This is a genomic window from Gracilimonas sp. (assembly GCF_014762685.1).
Classification (GTDB): domain Bacteria; phylum Bacteroidota; class Rhodothermia; order Balneolales; family Balneolaceae; genus Gracilimonas.
Window position 1 is genome coordinate 56,922 of sequence record NZ_JABURM010000006.1, and the last position, 23,298, is coordinate 80,219.

At 38.7% G+C, this 23,298-nt stretch carries 20 protein-coding genes; 10 read left to right on the top strand and 10 right to left on the bottom strand.

Annotated elements, in window-relative coordinates; translation table 11 throughout:
- Positions 1 to 55 precede the first annotated feature (55 nt).
- Complete coding sequence (locus tag HUJ22_RS09835; protein ID WP_290876767.1) at positions 56 to 478, bottom strand: VOC family protein; 423 nt, start codon at positions 476 to 478, stop codon at positions 56 to 58.
- Between the two features lie 235 nt (positions 479 to 713).
- Between HUJ22_RS09835 and HUJ22_RS09840 the strand changes: the two genes are divergently transcribed.
- The 3 genes from HUJ22_RS09840 to HUJ22_RS09850 are packed head-to-tail and all read left to right on the top strand — an operon-like array spanning position 714 to position 3,490.
- The gene (locus tag HUJ22_RS09840; RefSeq protein ID WP_290876769.1) at positions 714 to 1,640 is read left to right on the top strand and encodes a bile acid:sodium symporter family protein; all 927 of its coding nucleotides are present in this window, start codon (positions 714 to 716) and stop codon (positions 1,638 to 1,640) included.
- Positions 1,633 to 2,901, top strand: coding sequence for a 1-acyl-sn-glycerol-3-phosphate acyltransferase (locus HUJ22_RS09845; protein WP_290876770.1), 1,269 nt, complete (start codon positions 1,633 to 1,635; stop codon positions 2,899 to 2,901). Before HUJ22_RS09840 ends, HUJ22_RS09845 begins: the two co-directional genes overlap by 8 nt.
- 55 nt (positions 2,902 to 2,956) lie before the next feature.
- Positions 2,957 to 3,490 carry a superoxide dismutase family protein gene (locus HUJ22_RS09850; RefSeq protein ID WP_290876772.1) on the top strand — a complete coding sequence of 178 codons (534 nt, stop codon included), beginning with the start codon at positions 2,957 to 2,959 and terminating at the stop codon, positions 3,488 to 3,490.
- 26 nt (positions 3,491 to 3,516) lie between these two features.
- On the opposite strand, the gene ptsP is transcribed toward HUJ22_RS09850, so the two are convergent.
- Together ptsP and HUJ22_RS09860 are read right to left on the bottom strand one after the other, a co-directional pair.
- Complete coding sequence (gene ptsP / locus HUJ22_RS09855) at positions 3,517 to 5,232, bottom strand: phosphoenolpyruvate--protein phosphotransferase (RefSeq protein ID WP_290876774.1); 1,716 nt, start codon at positions 5,230 to 5,232, stop codon at positions 3,517 to 3,519.
- Positions 5,233 to 5,245: 13 nt separating this feature from the next.
- The gene (locus tag HUJ22_RS09860; protein ID WP_290876775.1) at positions 5,246 to 5,518 is read right to left on the bottom strand and encodes an HPr family phosphocarrier protein; all 273 of its coding nucleotides are present in this window, start codon (positions 5,516 to 5,518) and stop codon (positions 5,246 to 5,248) included.
- A 178-nt stretch (positions 5,519 to 5,696) separates the two neighbouring features.
- Here HUJ22_RS09860 and gatC point away from each other — a divergent pair, with 178 nt between their 5' ends.
- The 6 genes from gatC to HUJ22_RS09890 are packed head-to-tail and all read left to right on the top strand — an operon-like array spanning position 5,697 to position 13,437.
- On the top strand, positions 5,697 to 5,984 hold the full coding sequence (gatC, locus tag HUJ22_RS09865) for an Asp-tRNA(Asn)/Glu-tRNA(Gln) amidotransferase subunit GatC (RefSeq protein WP_290876776.1): 288 nt from the start codon (positions 5,697 to 5,699) through the stop codon (positions 5,982 to 5,984).
- A 10-nt stretch (positions 5,985 to 5,994) separates the two neighbouring features.
- The gene (locus HUJ22_RS09870) at positions 5,995 to 8,466 is read left to right on the top strand and encodes a YfhO family protein (protein WP_290876777.1); all 2,472 of its coding nucleotides are present in this window, start codon (positions 5,995 to 5,997) and stop codon (positions 8,464 to 8,466) included.
- Positions 8,456 to 9,745 carry a glycosyltransferase family 4 protein gene (locus tag HUJ22_RS09875; RefSeq protein ID WP_290876779.1) on the top strand — a complete coding sequence of 430 codons (1,290 nt, stop codon included), beginning with the start codon at positions 8,456 to 8,458 and terminating at the stop codon, positions 9,743 to 9,745. The genes HUJ22_RS09870 and HUJ22_RS09875 overlap by 11 nt, the downstream gene beginning before the upstream one ends.
- Positions 9,742 to 10,740 carry a sulfotransferase gene (locus HUJ22_RS09880; RefSeq protein ID WP_290876780.1) on the top strand — a complete coding sequence of 333 codons (999 nt, stop codon included), beginning with the start codon at positions 9,742 to 9,744 and terminating at the stop codon, positions 10,738 to 10,740. The genes HUJ22_RS09875 and HUJ22_RS09880 overlap by 4 nt, the downstream gene beginning before the upstream one ends.
- On the top strand, positions 10,718 to 12,346 hold the full coding sequence (locus HUJ22_RS09885; protein WP_290876782.1) for a N,N-dimethylformamidase beta subunit family domain-containing protein: 1,629 nt from the start codon (positions 10,718 to 10,720) through the stop codon (positions 12,344 to 12,346). Before HUJ22_RS09880 ends, HUJ22_RS09885 begins: the two co-directional genes overlap by 23 nt.
- On the top strand, positions 12,343 to 13,437 hold the full coding sequence (locus HUJ22_RS09890; protein WP_290876784.1) for a glycosyltransferase family 4 protein: 1,095 nt from the start codon (positions 12,343 to 12,345) through the stop codon (positions 13,435 to 13,437). Before HUJ22_RS09885 ends, HUJ22_RS09890 begins: the two co-directional genes overlap by 4 nt.
- 8 nt (positions 13,438 to 13,445) lie before the next feature.
- Here HUJ22_RS09890 and HUJ22_RS09895 read toward each other — a convergent pair whose 3' ends face one another.
- The 5 genes from HUJ22_RS09895 to HUJ22_RS09915 are packed head-to-tail and all read right to left on the bottom strand — an operon-like array spanning position 13,446 to position 19,185.
- Positions 13,446 to 14,408 (bottom strand): glycosyltransferase, encoded by a 963-nt coding sequence (locus HUJ22_RS09895; protein ID WP_290876786.1) that lies wholly within the window; start codon positions 14,406 to 14,408, stop codon positions 13,446 to 13,448.
- Positions 14,405 to 15,373, bottom strand: a complete 969-nt coding sequence (locus tag HUJ22_RS09900) for a hypothetical protein (protein ID WP_290876788.1) — start codon at positions 15,371 to 15,373, stop codon at positions 14,405 to 14,407. Before HUJ22_RS09900 ends, HUJ22_RS09895 begins: the two co-directional genes overlap by 4 nt.
- A complete protein-coding gene (locus tag HUJ22_RS09905) occupies positions 15,373 to 16,671 on the bottom strand; it encodes an ATP-grasp domain-containing protein (protein ID WP_290876790.1) in 1,299 nt (432 codons plus the stop codon). The genes HUJ22_RS09900 and HUJ22_RS09905 overlap by 1 nt, the downstream gene beginning before the upstream one ends.
- A gap of 1 nt (position 16,672) precedes the next feature.
- Positions 16,673 to 17,752 (bottom strand): DegT/DnrJ/EryC1/StrS family aminotransferase, encoded by a 1,080-nt coding sequence (locus HUJ22_RS09910; protein ID WP_290876792.1) that lies wholly within the window; start codon positions 17,750 to 17,752, stop codon positions 16,673 to 16,675.
- Positions 17,749 to 19,185, bottom strand: coding sequence for a lipopolysaccharide biosynthesis protein (locus tag HUJ22_RS09915; RefSeq protein WP_290876794.1), 1,437 nt, complete (start codon positions 19,183 to 19,185; stop codon positions 17,749 to 17,751). The genes HUJ22_RS09910 and HUJ22_RS09915 overlap by 4 nt, the downstream gene beginning before the upstream one ends.
- A 188-nt stretch (positions 19,186 to 19,373) precedes the next feature.
- Here HUJ22_RS09915 and hisS point away from each other — a divergent pair, with 188 nt between their 5' ends.
- Entirely contained in the window at positions 19,374 to 20,633 is a 1,260-nt protein-coding gene (gene hisS / locus HUJ22_RS09920) for a histidine--tRNA ligase (RefSeq protein ID WP_290876796.1), read from the top strand.
- A gap of 70 nt (positions 20,634 to 20,703) precedes the next feature.
- Here hisS and HUJ22_RS09925 read toward each other — a convergent pair whose 3' ends face one another.
- Both HUJ22_RS09925 and HUJ22_RS09930 read right to left on the bottom strand, forming a co-directional pair.
- On the bottom strand, positions 20,704 to 22,812 hold the full coding sequence (locus HUJ22_RS09925) for an amino acid permease (protein WP_290876798.1): 2,109 nt from the start codon (positions 22,810 to 22,812) through the stop codon (positions 20,704 to 20,706).
- 72 nt (positions 22,813 to 22,884) lie between these two features.
- On the bottom strand, positions 22,885 to 23,133 hold the full coding sequence (locus HUJ22_RS09930; RefSeq protein ID WP_290876800.1) for a hypothetical protein: 249 nt from the start codon (positions 23,131 to 23,133) through the stop codon (positions 22,885 to 22,887).
- Between the last annotated feature and the right edge of the window lie 165 nt (positions 23,134 to 23,298).

Sequence of the window (23,298 nt, forward strand, 5' to 3'; positions counted from 1 at the left end):
ATCTTCTTTCCACTGGTTCTTGCGCTCAGCGCCGGAATCCATTTAATTTGCGACTCTACTTCGCGAAAATCCGGCTTTCATCTGCAAAAGCTTTAAACTCCAGAGCGTTGCCGCTTGGATCAAGAAAAAACATCGTAGCCTGCTCGCCCGGCTCCCCTTTGAAACGAATGTAAGGTTCGATCACAAATTCAATACCTTCATTTTCTAATTTTTCGGCCAGTGCTTTCCATTCGTCCATCTCCAGGATTACCCCAAAATGTCGAACCGGTACGCCTTTTCCATCTACGGCATTCATAGCTGATTCTTTAGCTTCATCCGGGCTTAGATGGGCCACTACCTGATGTCCCCACATATTAAAATCAATCCAGTCATCAGACGTACGACCGGTTTCACAGCCCAATAAATCATGGTAAAACTTGTAGGATTCTTCGAGGTCTTTAACAGGAAATGCTAGATGAAATGGCTGGATTTTATTCATGATATTTAAATATTCTTGGTTCGAATTCAATGAAAAATAATAGATTGAAATGTATTTAACCATGCATGTATTTTGTTTTTACGCTAGCAAATACACTAAATCTTTTGCCTGAAGAATTTTACAAAAATTCTGCTGTTCGAGTATGTAAAAGATTTTGTATTCTTGGGCAATCCTGCCAAGGGACAAAATATTTAAGTTGGGCTTTGCATAAGATGACAAATGAGTAAAATTAAGTATGAATGAATCAATAGACGCACTTCAATTGAATCTGGACAGCGGCGGGTTGCATATTATGAACTTGTCCCTGGCCATTATCATGTTTGGGGTGGCCCTGGAACTGACTATTGAGGACTTTAAGAAAGTGGCCAAAAATCCAAAAGGCACGATTGTAGGTTTGTCTTCACAATTTATTCTCCTTCCTGCCCTCACTTTTTTACTGGTCTTACTGCTCAAACCACACCCCAGTTTTGCCTTGGGCATGATGATGGTAGCAGCATGTCCCGGAGGTAATATTTCAAATTTTTTCTCCCTTCTTGCTCGTGGCAATGCTGCCCTTTCGGTAAGCATGACGGCTTTTGCTACCTTCCTTTCTATAATCATGACTCCTTTTAACTTTGCTTTTTGGGCGAGTTTGTACGGGCCAACCAATGCCATTTTAACTCAAATTCATCTCGATCTTTTTGAAGTATTTCGAATCATTGTGCTCATCCTCGGTATTCCACTGTTATTAGGGATGACACTCCGGCATTTCAGAGACAAACTCTCCCAGATTATTTCCCCGTACATCAAAAACTTTGGAATCATCTTTTTTGCAGGATTTGTTATCGTGGCTTTCAGTATGAACTTTGAGAATTTTATCAGTTATGTACATTTAGTGGTTGTACTGGTATTCCTTCACAATTCTATTGCCCTTATGTGCGGATATGGAATAGGATACCTCTTCAAGCTCCCACGAAAAGACCGAAAATCAATTGCTATTGAAACCGGAATTCAAAATTCAGGCTTGGGATTGCTGCTTATTTTTAATTTCTTTGACGGCCTCGGAGGCATGGCTTTAGTTGCAGCCTGGTGGGGCATTTGGCACATTGTAGCCGGTCTCAGTATCGGATGGTACTGGTCAATAGGAAAATCAACTTTACAACGCGTCTTTTCTAATGCGTGAAAAAAATTATCTGTGGTATCAATTTTGGCGACATACCGTAGTAGGAAACGGATTAAAATTTTTCTACTCAAAGGTTAAAACTTCCGGGAAGGAAAATCTTCCTGAAGATAAACCGATTCTATATGTACCTAATCATCAGAATTCCTTTATGGATGCCCTTCATGTAGCTACCACTACAAAGCCTGTTATTTATTTTTTAACACGCGCTCAGGCATTTAAGCCCGATATTATCGGAAAGTTTTTGTGGTCTATCAACATGATGCCTGTATACCGGGTTCGGGATGGATTCAGTTCGATTCAAAAAAACAATGCTATTTTTGAGAAGTGCATTAAATACCTCAAAAATAAAGATACCGTTCTGGTTTTTGCTGAGGCCAATCATAACTTGAAACGGCGAATCCGACCTCTAAGTAAAGGATTTACCAGAATTGCCTTTGGTGCCGAGGAAAAATATAACTGGGAATTAGATTTACAGATTGTACCGGTTGGCGTGAATTACAGTGAGCATCAATCCGGAGGGAACACCGTACAGGTTAACTACGGAATGCCTATCCCGGTAAGCAAATATAAAGAGGCGTTTCTTGCCGATGAAAAAGAAGCTGTAGAGGAAATGAAAGAAGAGGTTTCCACAGCAATGAAAAAGCTGGTTTTTCATGTAGCCAATCTGGAGGAATATCCCCTGCAAAAAATTCTTTGGGATGATTTAGAACCTGACGAGTTGAAGATTATAAATCCTGATATAGCCAACGATCGGATTCAAAGAACCGAGCCACACCTGACGGAGGAGTTAATAAACGAAGCAAGTGAACTCGATAAAATTGCTGAAAAAAATAAGGTGAAATTAAAAGAAGTAGCCTATGGAAAAGAATTGAAGCCTAAAGATTTTATACTTTTTCCATTTTATGCCTTTTCATTTCTAAACAACATCATCCCCTACCAACCGATACGACACCTGATCCTAAATGTAATTAAAGACCGTGCCTTTGATGCTTCCATTAAATTCCTGGCCAGTCTTTTCCTGCTTCCGTCATTCTATGCCATTGTAAGTTTAATTTTGGCCATTTCCGGCGTTCCAAGTATATATATTTGGGCATACCTCGGCTTGAGTGTGATTACCGCTCCTTTATTTAAAAGGGCCAAAAAACTTTTTACCCCAACAAGTGCTCAGCGACTTAAAAAGAAAAAACCTAAACTTTTTCAGGAAATTAAATCGCGTTTAGAAACATTTAAAAAGCTTCGCAGTTCAATTTTAAATGAATGAAGCCCAATTGTTTAGTGTTGAACTATCGAATCAAAACCAAAATAAATTACCCCCTATGAAACTCCTTACTTTTTTGACCACATTTTTCATGATTGTAACCGGTTGTACAAGAACCGTAGAAAAGGAAGTAATCAAATCAAACTTTGATCATACAGAATTAGTTGCCACAGTAATGCCTGTCGGTGATAGCAACGTTTCCGGCTCTGTTACTTTTTCTGAATCCGAAGAGGGTGTTATGGTCAGGGGAAATTTTGAAGGACTTGAACCCGGAAATCATGGCTTTCACATTCACGAGTACGGTGATTGCAGGGCCGAAGACGGGACCAGTGCCGGTGGCCACTTTAATCCTGCCGGAAACAACCATGGCGCTCCATCTGACATGGAACGCCACATGGGCGATCTTGGAAATATTGAAGCTGATGAAAGTGGAATTGCAGCGGTTGATTATACCGATGCCACAGTAACTCTTGAACAAATATTAGGGCGTGGAATCATCATCCATGCGGGAGAAGATGATTTAGAGTCTCAACCTACCGGTGCGGCAGGAAGCAGAGTTGCGTGCGGTGTAATTGGGATTGCTCAAAACTAATTTCCACGCCAACCAACACAGATTAGTTAATTTTGACTCCATTCTCCGTAGAGCCGCTCCAGTTCTTCGGAGGATGAGAGTTCTATAGCTGAGGTTGCTAATTCCTGAAAATCTTTAAGAGGCCGGGAACTTAGTAATTCATTTATTTTCAATACTGAATTTGGAACCATACTTAATTCTTTAATTCCAAGACCCAGCAGGCAAGCAGCTCCAATTTCATCTCCGGCAAGCTCACCGCAAACACTCACTTCAATATCTGCTTTTTCTGCTCCTTCTGCTGTCATTTTAATCAACTTAAGTACCGAAGGATGATAATGCTGAAAAAGAGTATGAATTCGCTCATTTCCTCGGTCTACGGCAAGCGTGTACTGGGTTAGGTCATTTGTTCCAATACTCAAAAAATCTGCCTCTTTGGCAAACTGATAAGCTGAAATTGCTACGCTAGGTACTTCTACCATCAACCCCAAGGGAACATTTTCATCAATCTGCCCCCCCGATGAAAGCAATGCTCCCTGAATTTTCTCAATTTCATTTCTGATCTGCCGTACTTCATCAATCACCGATACCATAGGAACCAGTATTTTAACTCGTCCGGGATATCTCCCTGCCACTGTTAGAATAGCCTGAAGCTGGCTACGTAGTAATTTTTTTTCATCCAGCAGCAATCGAATTCCCCGCCAACCTAAAAATGGATTTGCTTCTTTGAGAGGTCGACGTGCATTTTTATCTCCTCCAATATCAAATAAACGAATAGTTACCGGGCCGGTTGTTTTCGAAACAATTTCTTCATAAAAAGCTTCCTGGTCTTCTACACTTTTTCGGACTCGCTTTCCAAATAACAGGCTTTCCGTTCTTAATAATCCAACGCCCTGAGCTCTGTTTTCTTCGACTTTGGCAACTTCCGCTTCAAACTCAATATTTGCCAAAAGTTTAAACGGAACTCCATCCGCCGTTTCAAATTCATCCGCTGCTTTTTCCTTAGCAAGTTTTTTCTGCGTTTTAGCTTTTTTCCTGTATGACTGAATCGTTTTTTTGCTTGGATTTAAAATCAAAGCACCTGCATCGGCATCTAAAACAACCGACTTATCCTTATCTGCTTCTTTGGTTACACCATCTGCATTTACAATACAAGGCATCCCCAATGACTTGGCAATAATGGCAGCATGGGAGGTAATTCCACCTTTTTCCATAACTAAGCCAACCGCACCATCTTCATAATATGAAACCAGGTCGGTTGGACTAATTTGTTTTGTCACAATTACCGAACCTTTCTTGATAGGCTCTTTATTTTTTTGATCACAGACTTCAGCAATAAACCGGTCCCGGATATCTTCCAGGTCAATAATGCGTTGACGAAAAAGCTCAGATCCGCTTTCCTTGAGGCGTTCAATAAACGAACAGTAGGTTTGATATACCGCAAAATCCACGCTCAATAATTTGTTTTCGACAATATCAAAAACGTTCTTCTCAATTTCCGGATCCCGTATAATTTGCTGATGAGTATCAATAATTTCAGCCGTACCCGAATCTTTTAACTCACCGGACATTTGCTCAAGCTCCGCCACAAGATTTTCTCTCGCTTTTGAAAATCGCTCTTTATGGCCCAATACCTCATTTTCTTTTATAGAAGTTGGGGTAACCGTTTTGGATTCAGAATTTATTAATACAGCATTACCAATTGCTATGCCTGAAGCAGCGGTTCGTCCTTTAATAATAAGTTCTTTTGTTTTAGAGGTCTTCATAACCCATTATACCTTAGTCCTCTTCCATTCCAAATTTGCTCTCAATGGCATCAACTATCGCCTCCAAAGCTTCTTTTTCATCTGCCCCGTCAAGCTCTAGTTCCAATTCTGCGCCATGCTCAGCAGCCAGGGTCATCACCCCTAATATACTTTTCCCATTCACCCTATACCCATAACTGTGGATATAGAAATCGGATTTATATTTACTTGCTAACTTGACCAGTTGTGCAGATGGTCGGGCATGCAAGCCTGCTGTATTTTTTATTGTTATTTTCTTTTTGATCATGACATTAAATTAGTTTGTTAAAATGAAAATAAAATTACCAACATGCCAAGTTTTTGATTTAAAAAGATGCAGACCTTATTACATGTTTTCTAAAACTTTTACCGTATTTAAAAACACATTAATCTTTCACTCAATGTTTCTTAAATTCAACACCACTAAATAAATTTTATTCAAAAATATGTCAGTTACTGAAAAAGACGTACAATACATTGCTAACCTTGCAAGACTTCAACTTAATCAGGAAGAAGCAAAATCCTTTGCAGGAGATATGAACAAAATTCTTGATTACATGGAGTTACTGAATGAGGCAGATACTGAAAACGTGGAGCCACTTGAGCACGTTATTGAGTTAGATAGCCGATTCCGCAAAGATGAGGCAAAAGAACCTCTCTCTCATGAGGATGCCCTTAAAAATGCCCCAGATGCCGACAGTGACTATTTCCGTGTACCAAAAGTGATTGAATAAACCTAAGCTCATGCCCGATACAAACTCTGCTTCAAACCAGGATTTCTTTTCCAGCCTTTCTGAAACCCGGCAGCATATCATAGCCTTGCTGATACTTTTTCTGATTCCCTTTTTCCTCTTTACAGCTACAACCATCGGTGGAAAAGAGTTTCAGCGACACGATATTACCCAGTGGCGGGCAAGTGCTGAATCGGTAATTGAATACCGTGAAATATATGACAAAGAACCCCTTTGGGTTAATAATATGTTTGGTGGAATGCCGTCCTTTGTAGTATCAACAAAAGTTCAAGTTCCGCATTTAGACAGAATTGCCCCACTTTTCAGGAATATTTACCCCGCTTTTCAGTATTGGGTGCTGCTTTCCGGTACTTACTTTTTATTGATAATAATGGGTTTCAGGAGCCTGAGTTCTGTATTTGGAAGCCTTATGTATGGCCTTACTGCTTACTTCCCGATAATAATTGTAGCCGGCCATACCAATAAATTTGCCGCTCTTACCTTTATCCCATGGATGATAGCAGGTTACTGGCTGCTCACACGAAAAGAAAAGAAACTGCCCGGACTGCTTTTATTTACTGTGGCTTTGACTTTGGAATTACGAGCCGGCCACCCCCAGATTACATATTACTTCTTCTATTTACTTGGCTTCCTTTGGGTTTTTGATACGTGGAATTCTTACAAAAAACAAAACCTGAAAAGTTGGAGTGTTGTCACCGGCTTTTTAGCTCTTGGAACCATCCTAAGTATCTTTGGACACGCTGAAAAATTACTGCCTCTCCAGGAATATGCCAGCTATAGTTTACGGGGCGGTTCCGCTCTGGATAATTCAACCGGACTTGATTCCGGATATGCATTTGCATGGTCACAGGGAATAAAAGAAACCTGGACACTTTTAATTCCTAATTATTTTGGAGGAGCCTCACCTGAATATTGGGGACCTAAATCTTTTACTTCAGGACCGCATTATTTGGGTGCCCTCAGCCTTCCATTTATTTTGTTCGCCCTTTTTCGGCAACGCAGTAAAATCATGTACATATTTTTTGTCGCAGGAACGCTTGGAATGATGTTCGCCTGGGGTGAGAACTTTCGTATGCTGAACCAATTTGCTTTCGACTACATCCCCTATTTTGATAAATTTCGTGCCCCCGAAACCTGGCTTACGTTAACCGCTTTTTGTTATACTGTAGTTGCTGTTTATGGCTTAGACTGGTTTGTAGACTTTGTTAAAGACAAAAAGGCTGACCTTAAAAAACTTTACATCCCATTGGGTTTATCCGGTGCAGTGTTGATTTTTCTCTTTATCCAAATCAATTCCACTAATTTTACAAAACCCGGTGAAGTTGAAAACATTGCAAATCAAATTGCTCAACAGAACCAGGTGAGTCCCACCAATCCCCAGGTACAGCGAAGGGCGGAAAGTTATGTAAACGCTGAATTGGTGCCCGAGCGTGAGGAAAAAGCTAAAAGTGATCTATTGAGATTTGCCATCATTTTGATCATTAGCACCGGATTGATGTATATAGTTTTCGTTCAAAAAATTCCACTTTCTATTGGCCTTTTTGGCTTTATACTGATTGCAGGATTTGACTTACTAAGTGTAGATAAACGATATATCCCGGAGAACGCTCTTGTAGAAGGTAACGTAAGCTCAAAAGATCTATTAGAATCTCAGAGAAGGGATATTGATACTTTTATCCAGGATAATATTTCAGAAAATACCGCTTACCCCTTCCGTGTATTTCCGCTTTTAGATAATCCGTATAGCAGTGCTACCCCTTCTTATTTTTATCCCAATATTGGCGGATATACCGCGGCTAAGTTAAGTATTATTCAAGATGTATTGTATAACGGCGGGCCACTGGATGTGAGCAGCCGCGACTTCAATCCTGATCTTCTTAATCTTTTGAATGTTAAGTACCTAACTTACCGGGAAGGCTTGCCACTTCCGGGGTTTGAACCTGTTTTCCAAAGCCAGAGCGGAGTTGTTTATGAAAACCAAAATGTGTTGTCCAAAGCCTTTTTTGTGGATTCAGTAATTACTGTTCAAGATCCCCCGGAAGCTTTTAACTATCTCAAACCCGGACAACTTGATTTTGCAACAACGGCTGTGGTTGAAAATTCAGAACCCATTTCATCATCTCCTGATACGACGGCGTCTGTGGAAATAACCAACTATACCGGCCCGGAAATATCCATTGATATTTCAAGAGAAAAACCCGGCTTTTTGGTACTCAGTGAAATCTATTATCCCGCGGGATGGATCGCCGAATTGAATGGAGAAGAGATTCCTATTTATAAAACCAATTATTTGCTGCGCGGGATGGAAATACCGGCCGGTGAACATGACCTTGAACTTCGGTTTGAGCCTCAATCCTGGAAAATCGGGGTCTTACTATCTTGGATTTCACTTTTCGCTCAAATATTAATTGCCGGATTGTGGTGCTTTACCTGGTTTAAAAACCGTGGTTCCGGTGACTCGTAAAAAAGTTTTGATTATAACTTATTACTGGCCTCCCAGCGGAGGAGCAGGGGTGCAACGGTGGGTTAAATTCTGTAAGTATCTTCCTGAATTTAATATTGAGACAATTGTTCTTACGGTAAAAAATGGCACCTATCCTATCATTGATGAATCTCTTCTTGATGAAATTTCAGAAAATCTTCAAATCTTTTACTCTAAAAGCATCGAACCTTATTCCATTTTTGCCAAGTTAACCGGCAAAACCGATAAACAGGTTTCCACCCCGACAACTGCTTTTTCTATGGATGGCGGATTGATGCAAAAATTAGGTGTTTGGCTGCGTTCTAACTTTTTTATCCCTGACGCTCGCATTGGCTGGATTCCCTCTACCTTTTTAAAAGCTAAAAAGATTATTAAGGAACAGAATATAGATGTTGTAGTTACAACGGGGCCTCCAAATTCTACTCATATAATCGGCACCAAACTAAAAAAATGGTACCCCGGCTTGAAATGGGTTATGGATATGCGTGACCCCTGGTCTCAAATATTTTATAATGAGACGCTTCCGCGAACCTCGTTAGCCCAAAACATTGACAAATCTTTGGAAAAAAAGGCACTTAAAGCAGCTGATGAGGTTATTGTTGTATCTCAAAGTATGGTTAAACTTCAACAAAGCATTTATGAGAGGGAATACCATGTGATTTCCAATGGCTTTGACCATGATGATTTCCCGGATCACCCAAAAACAAACAAGGAACAGAAATTAACTATTAAGTATATAGGCAGCATGACTGAGCCGGCTATTCCTTATAATTTCTTCTCTGCCCTAAGTGCTCTTGATCCTAATTTACGATCCAAAATTTCCGTACACTTTTTTGGTTCATATAATCAAAAAGTGCATGATGTAATTGATGAGTACAATTTGAGTGAGCTCGTTTCATTTAAAGGATATGTGCCACATCTCCAGGCAAAAAATGAAATGAGTTCAGCTGATTTATTACTGTTGGTAATCCCCCGATCAAAACATAACCAACTGATTTTAACCGGAAAGCTGTTTGATTATATCGCAGCTCAGCGTCCTATTTTGTACATTGGACCGGAAGATGGTGATGCTGCGGCTATCATTGACAAATACAAACTTGGCATTTGTTTTGATTATCAAGAAATCAATCCCATTCAGGAATTTTTAAGAGATGCCATTAGCAAAAATAATATCCCATATCAAAAATGGGAAACAGATTTTAAAAATCATCCGTTTTCCAGGTACCGCTTAACTGAAAAACTGGTGAAATTGATTGAATGAAAAGTTCTCAGACACATACCAAACTTTGTTTTATTGGAGGAAGCGGACGCAGTGGTACCACTATTTTGCGGACAGTACTCTCCAGCCACCCCGATGCAGCTGGGATGCATGAATTCCGTATTACTACAGATCCCGATGGACTGATAGATTTCTATACATCGCTCGCCAATAACTGGAATCCATACCTTTTTGATATAAAGCTTAAACGATTGGAGCATTTATTAAAATCAGCTTCCCTGACTTTTTTACCTGAAAAAGCATACCGTTTTTTGCTGAAAAAAACCGGGTTCCAGAAACTTCCTTTTAAATTGGAAAGGAAAAATGCCGGCGTAAGTATTACCGAATTTTGCCCGGATTATGATGTTTTGGTAAATGCATTGATCGATGACCTTCGGGAGTTTTCCTATAAAGGATTTTCTATGGGTAATGAATTTGGATCCGGGAAAATTCATTTCGCTTCCTTTCCAGATAAAAACATCTGGAGAGATACCTTTGGAAAATTCTATCGGGAAATGACTGCTTCAGTTGTACATGAGCAGCAAGCCTCGGCCTTTGTGGATGACAATACCTGGAATATTCTACATTTTGATACACTTATGGAGTGGTTACCCGAAGCGAAACTCATACATATTTATCGACATCCCCTGGATGTGATATCCTCATTTACTAAACAAGCATGGGCTCCCAAAAACCCCATTCAAGCCGCCCATTTCTATGTTTCGCTTTTAGAGCGATGGTTCAAAATAAGAGAAACCCTGCCTGGTAAAAGTTACCGAGAAATATCTTTGGAAAATCTGTGTTCAAATCCGGAAGATGTATTGAAAGAAGTTGCAGATTTTTATGAATTGGAATGGAATTCAGCACTTCTTTCGGTTGACCTTTCCAAATCAAATACCGGACGATGGAAAACCGACCTACCCAACAATCTTTTGCCGGAAATCAAGAAGATTGTACAGCCGATTTTACATGAATATGGATACTCAACCAATGATTAAACAAGGCAGTATTAAAAACGGAGAGCTAGCTGCACCAATTGAAGGGGCTGTTTTACAAATACTGGACAAGCATGATGAAGTATTAGCTCACACACAGACCTCGGAAAGCGGAAAATGGAAAATGGAGATTCCGGAATCGGCTTCTAGAATTTTAGTTAGCAAAAAAGGTTTCTCCTCCAAAGAATATTGCCCGGCAGAATTACCTGAATTAATTCGTTTACTCGAAAATGATTTACTTGGCTATCAGCCTAAACTTTGGTTCAAGCCCGGTGAAGAAATAGAGGTTTTCGTTCACTCACTTTCTCCATGGAAGAGCACTCTATACAGACACGGGGTAAAAAAAGAACGGATACTCGAATTGGGTGAATGTGGAGCTCAAATCCAGGAGCTGCCTGATCATTGGTTTGTGGAAAACGGATTAAGCTGGGAAACTTCACTCACTTATGAAGTTCCTAAAGATGCCAAACCCGGGCTTTACAGTCTGCTGCTGGAAACTGAAAAACAACAGTTTGCTATTCCTTTTACAGTATCGTCTCCATCTCCTAACAACAGACTCTTGGTATTGGCAAGTACCAACAACTGGCAGAGTTATAATATTTGGGGCGGCCGAAATCGCTATCGCAGTTTTGAAAATACTCACTCCAAAGATTTTTCTACTAATATTCCCTTGGTGAATCACTTGGCTGGGAAAATTGGGAAGAGACTTCCATCTTCCTGGGTAAAAAATATTCGAGGTTTTTTAGGACTTCCAGCTAAAGAAAAACCGTGGATGTTTCAAAAATTGTCTGTTAAGCGGCCTTTCACCAATTGTGCACTAGAAGATGAAAAGCCTGAAATTCCTTTTACCAATCACTTGGCAGGCGGTGAGTGGCGGATTTTGGCTTGGTTGGAGCGCGAAGGTTTTGAGTACGATATGATTTCCGGCTTCGAACTTCATCAACATCCCGAATTGCTCAAGAACTACGATGCTATTCTGCTTTCCACCCATTGCGAATACTGGAGTAAGTCGATGTATTACGGCTTGAAAGAAGCCAACCAGCAGCATAAACTTTCTATTCTGAATATCTCCGGAAATTCTATTTACCGAGAAGTGGACTTCTATACAGACGGATCACACCGCTGCCTTAGTCTTCATTTTGAAAACAGTGTTGAAGATGAAACCCAAATCATTGGAGTACGCTTTAATTCTTCCGATTATGGAACTTGTGCCCCTTATACTGTTAAAAAGCCGGAACATTGGGTATTTGAGGGAATTTCAGACATCAAAAAAGGAACAATTTTCGGAAAACAGTCACTGAATCATTTCACCCCTCCCAAAACCGGACGGTATGACCCGGGCAGACCGGGTTCAGTGCAGGGACTTACCGGTCAGGGAGCCTCTGGTTGGGAAACCGACAAGCTGTCGAAAACCGCACCTGCAGACATTATAAAAGTTGCCAAAGGCAAAAACCTGTGGGGTGGTGCTGATATGATTGTACGAGAACCCAGAGAAAAAAGAGGAGGATTGTTCTCTGTATCATCTATTACCTTTGGAGGAGCCCTTTTGATCGATGAAGTTTGTTCAAAAATTGCTTTAAATGTAATTGAAAGATTTAACTCTAAATGAAAAATAAAAGACCTGATATTTTATTTATTCACCAGGTTGACGCTTCGTTTGTCCGCGAAGATATCAGGATTCTAAAAAAAATCGGGAATCTAAAACCATTCTATTTCGAAGCAGTCCGAACAAATAGTTTAGTCTTAAACCTGCTTCTATTCATCAAGCGTTTAACTTTGCAGTTTTGGTGGCTAATTAAAAACATTAGAAACGCTCAAGTTATCTATTGTTGGTTTTCAGACTATCACGCTTTTTTACCTGCTCTATTTTCTCAGGTTTTTAACATTCCATTGATCACCGTATTAGGGGGATTCGACTGCAATAAGAATGAAGAGTTTAATTATGGAATCTTTTCGAGTGGATGGAGAGCTCCCATTGGTAAATTTGTCATTTCCAACAATACCATCCTCCTTCCGGTTGATGAAACCTTAATTAAAACAAAAAGTATTGCCAAAAACTGGCCGGGTGCTCACCCCAATGGATTAAAGAATAACATCCCAAACTTTAATACGGATTGGCGTGTTTTGCCTACAGGATATGATCCTGAAAAGTGGAGGGCGGGGCTAAGCCAAAGAGAAAAATCGGTAGTTACAGTTGCCTCGTGTCCTAATCTAACTAAGGCTCTTATTAAAGGATTAGATCTTGTTATTGAAACTGCAAAGTTATTGGAGAGCTATTCATTTACTATTGTGGGGATTCCGGATGATCTTAAGAAATTACTTACCGATAAATATTCACCTCCGGAGAACCTAAAAATTCTCCCAAGTGTCCCGAGAAAGGAGCTTGCTGCAATTTATGCCGAAAGTTCAGTTTACCTTCAACCTTCCCGCTCTGAAGGCATGCCTAATGTGCTTTGTGAAGCGATGTTATGCGGCTGTGTTCCTGTTGGAAGTCCCGTTTTTGGTATCCCTAATGCTATAGGAGATACAGGCTTTATTGCAAATGAACCTGATCCCAAAAAGATTTCATCCTTAATAAAAGAGGCCCATAACCAAGCAAAAGAATTACGCCCCAAAGCCCGGCAACGAATTATTGAACAGTTTTCTCTTGAAAGAAGAGAACAAGAGCTCATAGAGATTATTACCGAAATCACGAAATAATATCCCGGTTATAAATCAAACCATTCTTTGAGTTTTCGTCCCAGCAGGGTTTGAGCAATGGCTCGTTTTACGATCGATTTTTTATCATTGAAATGAATTCGGGCTTTTTCAAGCTTTACCAGTGTATTGTACTGATAATTTGTGTATTCATTAAAGCTCTCTTTTGTACTCAAAAGTTCCTTTACTATTCCCCGCCTTCGTTGATAATTCATGGTTGCACTCCAGGAGTTTTCAGCCATTGAACGCCTGACAACAGAAGCTTTATCAAGGTATCCGAAATTTCCTTTTGTACCTAAATAAAGTGTAAGGGGCATATCTCCTACAGGGGCATAAAATATCCAATCCGGAACTTCCTGAAGAAATTTTTGCCTAAAAAACATTGAAGCAGTTGGTGCAAATTCTCCTGCTTTTATAATAGCATTCCTAACAGAATATATGCGGTTAGGCTTTGCTCCGGGAGGACGCTTAACTGTACTCTTAGATGGTTGCTTATTCTTTATGGTCTTCACTGCCGTAAAGCACATTGAACATTCCGGGTGAGATTCCATAAAATCATACTGATCCTGTAACTTATTTACGTCATCCCAAAAGTCATCTCCTTCACAAATAGCAATGTACTTTCCTTTGGCGTGAAACAGGTTATAAAAAAAATTGAATTTACCGGTTGGGTGCCCTGCTACCTTAATATTGTTTTCCCTGCTGTGCAGAAACAGTCTAATCTTATCCGGATAACGTTTGGCATATTCCTTACAAATAGCCCTTGTTCCGTCATTGGAGTCATCTTCTCCAATCAAAATTTCATATGAAAAATCAACATTCTGCTCTAAAACAGAATCCAAACACTCTTCAATATAATTAGCCTGTTGATACGTTTGGATACATACGGATACTACCGGGTTTATCCTTTCTTCTTTCTGAATTTTTTCTACAGATACATTCTCATACTTTTTTAAGAAAACCTCTAACTTCATGAACCAAAGCTTGCTATAGTATTTAAAATTTCTTCTTCCAAGGCATTTGAATCCTGAAAGTTAACATCTTTTGGTTTAGTCATTGATTTAATACCCTCCAATGCTTTTCGTTTGTCCACAACATTCGAAAAAATCTCCTTTTCAGAATAGTCCAAACCTGAGTACCTATATTGCAATCTGGATCTATGTCTTTCAAAAGGCTCTGTTTGTGCCAGCCCCATTCCCCTTGGGTTTTTTTTGTTATAAATCAAAAGCTTTGCTGCTTCTTCTTGGCTCAATGAAGGATTTTCATTGCCTATATTAAGATTATCACAGTCTTTTGAATTTAATTTCAACCAATTTGTTAAGCTTTGCTTCAATTCAGTTTCCACACCCCTTTCAATAATTGATTCAAAACTTAAAGAGGTGATATTCTGTCTACCAAAAAAACCAGATAGAGAATTGATTTTTAGTTCATAATTTAGATCGGGAAGAAAATTTCGATCTTGAAATGTTAAGATCCATCTTAAATAGTCAGAATAACTTTCTTTGTACCCCATCTTTAAATATTCTTTATATAAGCTTCTAATAAAGCTGATTGGATCCCGATGTATCACTAATATTTTGATCGTATAATTGGAAAAAACTTCATTCAATCGCTCATATTTAATCAAGTTTTCAATACCCTGAAAAGAGAAATTCATGCTTAGATGTTCGCTTGAAAAGACAGGTTTTTTTGCACCTGATTCTTCAACAAAATTTACTACCACATCTTTAAATTTCTTTTTATGGTTTTCCCAAAAAACATTAGAGGCATATTTAAGCAGTACCTCAAACCCATATTCAATATCTTTATTTCTATAACTGATGTTATCTTCTACTCCTACACCAGCAAAATTAATTCCCGGATGTTTTTCAAAAAAACTTCTCTGAATGGTTGTTGAAAGACATTTCGGATAACCTATATGAATGTATACTTCTTTCATTAATCAAAGTGTTCTGTAATCAATAATTCTATTGCATCAGGTGCAAAAACTGGAATACCCTTTAAGTCTGAAACTTTTTCTCTTTCTTGAAAGGAATCATCGACAAAAATTGCACTTTTATCAGTTATAAATTCTGCCTTTGAAACTGACCGATCTTTTATATGTACTACCCTATCGAAAAGATTTGAAAGCCTATATTTATTTAAGGTAATAGCAGGCTTAATTTCATGTCTTGTTATCAAAACTAATTTTTTATTTTTGTTAAGACATTGATAAAGAAAAGTGACCAGTTTTTTATTGACTTTATTATCAATAATCAAGCAATCATCGAGGTCGCAGTAAACTGTATTAAAATCAAAATCTAAATTAATACTACAATTTAAAGAACGTTCTAAACTTGCGGAATGACTTATTAATTTTGGAATTTTAATTTCTTCACCTATTCTTTGAAAGAGATCTAATGCAATAAAATTCAATCCCATGCCCCTATATAAAGCCATTGAACCTGACACCCTTCCACCAACCTCCAAAAGTGTTAGCTTTTTATTTTTGTCTTCTTTTAACTGAAAAAACCAAACGCCACTCATCTTTAGCTCTTCACTAATCCTTTTCGCTATAGTATTAAATTTTTTCTCATTGGAAATTTTTTTTGTAGAAACACTGATTCCCATTCTCACTCTCTGTCTTATTCTCGCTCCTGCAAATAATAATTTACCATTACTATCAGAAAAACAGTCTACCGTAAATTCGTCCCCGGGCAAATACTCCATAATTAATAACTCTTGTGACCGATCAAGCTCGGCATGGAGCTCATCAAGATTCTTTATTTTTTTTGCACCTCGAGATCCATAGCCAATATCTGGTTTGATAAAAACTGGCAATTTCTTTTCTATTTCATCTAAATCGCTATATACATTAGGGGTATTTAGTATATTTTTCAGCTTTTTGTAAGTAGATGATTTTCTTCTCAGAATTTCTGCAATAGAGAATTCAGGATAAACAATTTCACAGCAAATCTTCTTTTCGTTTTTTTTTAATAGATAACCTACTTCATCCATCGCTGGTATTAAATACCGAATCTCTCGATCGTTAATTATCTCTACTAATTTTTCAAAAAAAGTATCCTCATGAATAAATGGGAGATCTTCTATATAATCACTATAACTCAAGTAACTGTAATCTCTTGTGCTATTAAGCCCTATTAAATTAAATTCTTTGTAGTACTTTAATGACCGGTTTATTTCAAGGCCAACTTCTGAACCGCAAGGAAAAACTCCAATATTTATTTTTTTGGACATTTTACGAACCTAATTTTTCTATAACAATATTCACTATGTTATCCTGATTTTCTTTAGTTAAATCATGATAAAGCGGAAGACATAATACTCGGCTGGCAATATTCTCTGAAATCGGCATTGAACCTGTAACATAGTCCAACTTGTTTAGTGAGGGGTAAAAATATCTTCTTGGATAAATTTTGTTTTCAACCAATGAATTAAATACCTGTAAAGTCAACTCTTCTGAGTCAAACACAACAGGAAAATAAGCGTAATTTACCTTTGCAAATCTATTGGGCTGCTGTAATTTTAGCTTTTTACTCTTTCCTAAGTGATCACTGTAAAAAAGGCTCTGTTTTTTTCTTTTTTCCATCACCCGATCGATATGCCTTAGATTCACCAAACCCATTGCGGCATGTAATTCCGAATTCTTTCCATTAATACCAATACCCTCAAAATTTTCCGGACCGGCATGACCAAAATTTCGCATATGCCACATTTTTTTATTTAGGTCATCATCTTGAGTAAAAACAGCTCCACCTTCGACTGTATGAAAAAGCTTAGTGGCATGAAAACTGGAAGCACTGATATCACCATATTCAAAAACTGACTTCCCCTTATAAGTGGTTCCAAAACAATGGGCAGCATCGTAAATAATCTTTAGACCATGTTTATCTGCTATTTTTTTTATGGACTCAATATCACAAGGGTTCCCATACACATGTGTAGCTAAAATCCCCGTAGTTTTCTCAGTAATGGCTCCCTCAATTAAATCTGGATTGATGTTAAGTGTTTCCTGATCTATATCTACAAAAACCGGCTTACACCCCTCCCATACAATTGATGATGTAGTGGCTACATACGAGAATGGTGTAGTGATAATTTCATCTTTTAAGCCCAAAGCCTTCATTGCAATTTGCAAAGCAATCGTGCCATTAGAGAGAAAAAGCAAATTACTTACTTTTAAATAGTCTGTTAATTCTTTTTCTAATTGACGAACTAGAGGCCCGTCATTTGTTAAATATTCTCTTTCCCAAACTCCTTCCAAAAACTCCTGATACTCTTCTAAAGGAGGCATAAAAGGTTTGGTTATCTGAATCATAATTTAATCTTATTAAAGATTGGGAATTTTGGCCGAAGGATGTAAACAATATCCTTAAATGGTTGGGGCTTTAAAATGAAACACGTTCCAAGATATACAAATATCCCACTTAGTACTAAAACCAGTAATCTAAGCAGCTCATTTCCATAATTCATGAAATCTAATCCAAACACTATCATTCCCATAGGTATACTAAAAAACAGGATTGGAAACACATCCATAATCTGCTCTTTTTTGCTATAATCCATTAATGTGGCAGTATAGATCATGTTAATAAAAAGTGAAACATATGAACTTACCACCTGTGCAACCACTAAACCCCAGAAACCAAAGGATAGTCCTATTATAATTGCAATTGTAACTCCAATTTTTTTAATAATTTCAAGTTTCAGTATTAGATCAGACCTTCCCAAAACCTTAAGAATATTCAAATTTATTACATGCATATGATGAATCATACCTAAAATTGCCAAAAGCTTAACAATAGGTACTGACTCTAACCATTTTTCGCCAATCACTGTTACTATCATGGGTTCAGCTACTAATATCAAACCAATCATTGCAGGAAAAATAAACAGTGAAGTTACTTTCAGAATTTTACGGTAGCCATCTTTAAGCCTTTCAATATCGTCCTTCACTTTTGACAATGCGGGATAAGTTACGCGCACCAGAACGCTTACAAGATTATCTGAAACTACATTTTTGATATTCTCAGCCTGAGCATAAAACCCAAGCAGGGAAGTACTGTATAACCTCCCAATTATAACTTTATAAACCTCTCTAAAAGTTACACTTATAAGTCCGGTGAGCATTAAATTTGAACCAAATCCGAAAAGTTTTTTAAATGATTCCTTATCAATGAAGCCTTTAGGTAACCATGGATTGATGCCCCAAAATAAAAATGAGGTAACAAATGATAACAATACATACTGTGAGGCCAATGCCCATACTCCTAAATCATATAAAGCTAATATAACTGCACTTACTCCACTTAATGCCGACGATATTAGATAAATAAATGCCTGAGTTCTAAAATTAATTCTGTGAGAGTAAAGAGCTCTTTGTACTATAGTCAGCGAAAAGAAAATGGGAGTAAAAGCCATAAACCTCGTCATCCAAAGAAGTACGGGCTCCTGAAAAAATTCACTGATCAAAGGAGCGAAAACCCACAATACTATGAAAAGAAAAATTGCGGTGATAAAATTAATATAGAAGGTAGTGGCTTTATCCCTCTCTGAGATTTCATCTTCTCGTATTAGTGCCTGACTGAAACCGCTATCTATAAGTATCATCGAAATCGCGAAGAAAATGGACACCATCGCCACCGTTCCAAAATCTTCGGGTAAAAGGATGCGGGCAAGAATTATGGTCGTGAAAAATTGTATAATTTTACTACCAAATTTTTCAACGGTTGCCCAAAGTACCCCACCCAATGCTTTTTGTGATAATGACATTTATCTTTGAGCAACTAAAGGATTCATACAATCGGTTTTTAGTGTTTCTGAATTTAAAATGACCATTTATACATTTTTAAATTTCACAATCAAGGTACTTATTCTACAGAAATTCATCCACATGAACCTTATCTTCATCAATCTTAATTTACATCATAAATAAGCACATGCCCAAACCCAAGTATACTTCTCACGTTGGAATGGTAGACATTCTTCCGGATGAATCTCCTAAATGGAGGGCGCTGGAAACTATCATTCATGAGGAAGCCGCCAAATTTAATTTTGAAGAAATCCGCACCCCAATCATGGAGCAAACTGAATTGATTGTTCGGGGTATCGGCCAATTGACGGATATTGTTTCCAAGGAGATTTTTGCGTTTGAAAAAGGTGACAGCCATTACGTATTGCGGCCGGAATTGACGGCACCGGTAGTCCGGGCCTTTGTTGAACACCACATGGAACAAAGGGGCGGTTCACAAAAATTATATTACATCGGGCCTATGTTTCGAGCAGAGCGCCCACAAAAAGGCCGTCAGCGTCAATTCCATCAATTTGGGGCTGAAGTTTTGGGAAGTGATGATCCTGTTGCAGATGTGGAGATTATTGCCTTGATGATACGAGTTTATGAGCGAGTGGGAATCAGTAATTTTGAATTGAAACTGAATTCCGTGGGTGACCCGGAAAGCCGGGAAGCTTATAAAGAAGCGCTTAGGGAATATCTAAAACCCAATCTTGGTAAACTCAGTGAGCTTTCCCAAAAACGCTTTGAGAAGAACCCAATGCGCATCCTGGATTCAAAGGAAGATGAAGATCAGCCATTCATCAAAGATGCGCCGGTTATCAATGATTACCTGAATGAAGAATCCAAAGCACATTTCCAGCAGGTTAAAGATTACCTGGATGACTTGGGAATCAACTACACCCTGGATCCACATTTGGTTAGAGGATTGGATTACTACACCCGCACCGCTTTTGAATTAACAAGCCCTGATTTAGGCTCACAAGATGCCCTGGCCGGCGGCGGCCGTTATGATTTGTTGGTAGAAGAAATCGGAGGTCCCTCAACTCCTGCCATTGGATTTGCGGCCGGAATGGAGCGACTTTTTATTGCTTGTGAAGAACTGGAAATTGAGTTGGCTAAAGAAAAATCAGTGGATGTTTATTTTGTGACGTTAGGTGATGCTGCCCGAAAATGGGCGCTTACCCACCTCCCAAAAGCAAGAGAAGCCGGGCTGTCTGCTACGATGGATTACATGAGCCGATCCATGAAAGCCCAGATGAAAGATGCCAATCGGGAAAATGCACATTACACTATCATTATTGGAGATAATGAGTTAGCCGAAGGTAAATTCACCCTGCGCAATATGAAGGAAAGTGAGGAGATTTCGCTTGGTTTTGAGGATATTTTGGCAAAGCTTGGGGTATAATCTCAAAGCCGCAAAGCACGTAAAATTTATCAGCGACGAAAATCACTGATCATTGCTAATTATTAGCCGATCACTGCTTCAGCATTGTTTTCAGCTCTTTGATGTCTTCTATTTCTCCAATAATTGAAAGTTCATCGCCTTCCTGAAGCACCGTGATGCCATGCGGAATTTTAATCTCTCCATTTCTTCTGATGATAGTAATCAGACTTTGACCGGGAAAGGAAACTTCTTTGATCATCTTACCAATATACTGCTGTGTATTGTCATCGGGATTAAGAGTGATACGAATAAATCTTTCGTCTCTTAACAAGACTTCACGCAACTCTTCTTCACTCTCGGCTCTGCACCAGCGTTCGAGAAAGGATTTCGACCCAACCATTTCGGCAATATGGGCTAAAATTCTAAGATGTTGCCCGGTATTTTCCTGAGGGCTTATAAAAAAGATGATAGAATGTAATTTTTCTCCACTTGAAGAATCTGACTTCTCTTTTTTGAGTTTTTTGTCACTGTAACCCTCTTTAATTCTCACCAAAACTAACTCAGGAGATACCTTTTTCTCGATACGAGCGTGATTTAAAGTCACCCCTTTTGCAATTGGAATAGCAATATTATCATCTGTATGACTAAACATTTCCACCAACTCATCAACCGGAGTTCCTAACTTAGATGCAATTTTATTGGAAGCTTCTCTTATTATGGTATCGTATTCAGTATCCGGACTAAATTCCAATACATCTGCACGGGATACCAACTCTTCATAGGGATCTTCCTGACGAAGACCTTTTTCCCGTAGAATCGTCCTCATCTCACCTTCAAGACCGTGATCTTTAAACTCACCAAGCCGGGCATGGACATGATAAATTGCTCCCTGCCGCTCTACTTTACCTTCTGCATAATATTTATACCAAACAATGGATGCCACAGATACAGCCAGTGTAAATAGGATGGATAGAACCCCCATTTCAAAAATCAGTATGATAGACAAAATTATCCCTGCGATTTGCACCCATGGATACCAAGGTGATTTAAAGCCCGGATCGTATTCTTCAATTCGACTTTCGCGCATCACAATAACAGCTAAATTTAATAATGCAAACAATAATAACTGAAAAGCACTTGCCAGCTTGGCCACTTCAGCAACATTAAACGCCAACAAGAAAAATAACATTAACATAACCGTACCAAGAATAGACCAATGAGGGGTACCCAACTTTCCAACCGTGGCAAAGTGTCGGTTCATTAATTTATCCCTTGCCATCGCCATCGGGTATCGGGAAGCTGACATAATACCTGCATTCCCCGTAGACGCAAATGCAGCAACAGCTGCTATGACTACCAGGATTAAACCACCGGGTTCAGGAAGCCAATCTAAAAATACCTCACCGGCCGTTGCAACCGGCGTTAGGTCTTCCCTGAAAGCAACCGGGTCGAGCAGAGCTACCATAATATAAACTCCTACCACATAAACAATCACAGCTGTACCAATAGCCAAAAACATGCCCAAAGGAATATTTCGATCCGGGTTTTTTACCTCTTCTGCTATACTTGCAACTTTTGTTAGCCCTGCATAGGATACAAACACCATACCTACAGTAGCAAAGAATCCTAAAACCCCTTCTGTGAAGAATGGCGTGAACTGTTTTTCAGCCACGGCAAACACATCCATCGAGAATATCTCAAAAACCCCCTGAATGATATAAAAGAACATAATAGTAACAAGGGCTGCCACTAATACTTTCTGGAGCCACGTAGTCTCCTTAGCCCCTACAACATTCAAAACCCCAAAAACAATCGTTAAAAAGATCGCTACATACAGGATATCTACTTCATAGAAAATGGATATATAAGCACCCATACCAATTAGAGCGAAAGCACTTTTAAGGACTAAAGCCAACCACGATCCAAAGCCACCTATAGTTCCCAGCATAGGGCCAAGACTTCGGTCGATGATATAATAGGTTCCTCCCGAACGAGGAAGAGCAGTTGCCAGCTCTGCCACACTAAACATAGTGGGTAAAACAATGATACCGGAAACGAGGTATGCTAATACAACTGACGGTCCGGTTTCAGCGGCGGCCAATCCCGGTAATAAAAAGAACCCTGAACTAAACATAGCTCCTGTCGCAATAGCATATACATCCGAAAGCCCTAATTCTTTAGCTAATTTATCATGTTTCATATAACTCTGCCGTGGGTATATATTTTAGGTGGATCAATTAATAGTTTTTAAAATCCAGTTAAGATTAGCGTATTATTCTAAATCTTCTTGACCGTTTGTATCGGGATTAGATGGCGTATGAAAAGATTTCCAAAGTCGAAAAACCATCCTAATGCCATATCCTATAAGCATTAAACCGATGAGGCCTTGAATTTTGATACTCAATACCGGATGCAAATCTAACATTTCAATAATAACAAACTCAATAAATGCAGATCCACCAACAATGGCGATCAACCAAAAGACTTCCTTTAAAATTACCTTTATTTTATCTTTTTTCATAAGAGTCAGTGATATTTAATCTGCATAATACTACAACCATCATAAAATTCCACGTAGTTCCATCTTTTTTGAAGAATATCAATTAGTTATCATTTCTCCAACTTAATGATACTTTCTTTACCTTTAGTTTCATTTATCTGAACCAACCTTATTAACCGTATTCAA

Bases quoted from the DNA above. Each gene is read 5' to 3' on its own strand.
- HUJ22_RS09895 (WP_290876786.1), bottom strand. From the start codon at position 14,408: ATGAAGTTAGAGGTTTTCTTAAAAAAGTATGAGAATGTATCTGTAGAA.
- HUJ22_RS09880 (WP_290876780.1), top strand. From the start codon at position 9,742: ATGAAAAGTTCTCAGACACATACCAAACTTTGTTTTATTGGAGGAAGC.
- HUJ22_RS09835 (WP_290876767.1), bottom strand. From the start codon at position 478: ATGAATAAAATCCAGCCATTTCATCTAGCATTTCCTGTTAAAGACCTC.
- HUJ22_RS09900 (WP_290876788.1), bottom strand. From the start codon at position 15,373: ATGAAAGAAGTATACATTCATATAGGTTATCCGAAATGTCTTTCAACA.
- HUJ22_RS09885 (WP_290876782.1), top strand. From the start codon at position 10,718: ATGGATACTCAACCAATGATTAAACAAGGCAGTATTAAAAACGGAGAG.
- HUJ22_RS09840 (WP_290876769.1), top strand. From the start codon at position 714: ATGAATGAATCAATAGACGCACTTCAATTGAATCTGGACAGCGGCGGG.
- HUJ22_RS09870 (WP_290876777.1), top strand. From the start codon at position 5,995: ATGCCCGATACAAACTCTGCTTCAAACCAGGATTTCTTTTCCAGCCTT.
- HUJ22_RS09845 (WP_290876770.1), top strand. From the start codon at position 1,633: ATGCGTGAAAAAAATTATCTGTGGTATCAATTTTGGCGACATACCGTA.
- HUJ22_RS09925 (WP_290876798.1), bottom strand. From the start codon at position 22,812: ATGAAACATGATAAATTAGCTAAAGAATTAGGGCTTTCGGATGTATAT.
- ptsP (WP_290876774.1), bottom strand. From the start codon at position 5,232: ATGAAGACCTCTAAAACAAAAGAACTTATTATTAAAGGACGAACCGCT.
- HUJ22_RS09890 (WP_290876784.1), top strand. From the start codon at position 12,343: ATGAAAAATAAAAGACCTGATATTTTATTTATTCACCAGGTTGACGCT.
- gatC (WP_290876776.1), top strand. From the start codon at position 5,697: ATGTCAGTTACTGAAAAAGACGTACAATACATTGCTAACCTTGCAAGA.
- HUJ22_RS09930 (WP_290876800.1), bottom strand. From the start codon at position 23,133: ATGAAAAAAGATAAAATAAAGGTAATTTTAAAGGAAGTCTTTTGGTTG.
- HUJ22_RS09860 (WP_290876775.1), bottom strand. From the start codon at position 5,518: ATGATCAAAAAGAAAATAACAATAAAAAATACAGCAGGCTTGCATGCC.
- HUJ22_RS09905 (WP_290876790.1), bottom strand. From the start codon at position 16,671: ATGTCCAAAAAAATAAATATTGGAGTTTTTCCTTGCGGTTCAGAAGTT.
- HUJ22_RS09850 (WP_290876772.1), top strand. From the start codon at position 2,957: ATGAAACTCCTTACTTTTTTGACCACATTTTTCATGATTGTAACCGGT.
- hisS (WP_290876796.1), top strand. From the start codon at position 19,374: ATGCCCAAACCCAAGTATACTTCTCACGTTGGAATGGTAGACATTCTT.
- HUJ22_RS09910 (WP_290876792.1), bottom strand. From the start codon at position 17,752: ATGATTCAGATAACCAAACCTTTTATGCCTCCTTTAGAAGAGTATCAG.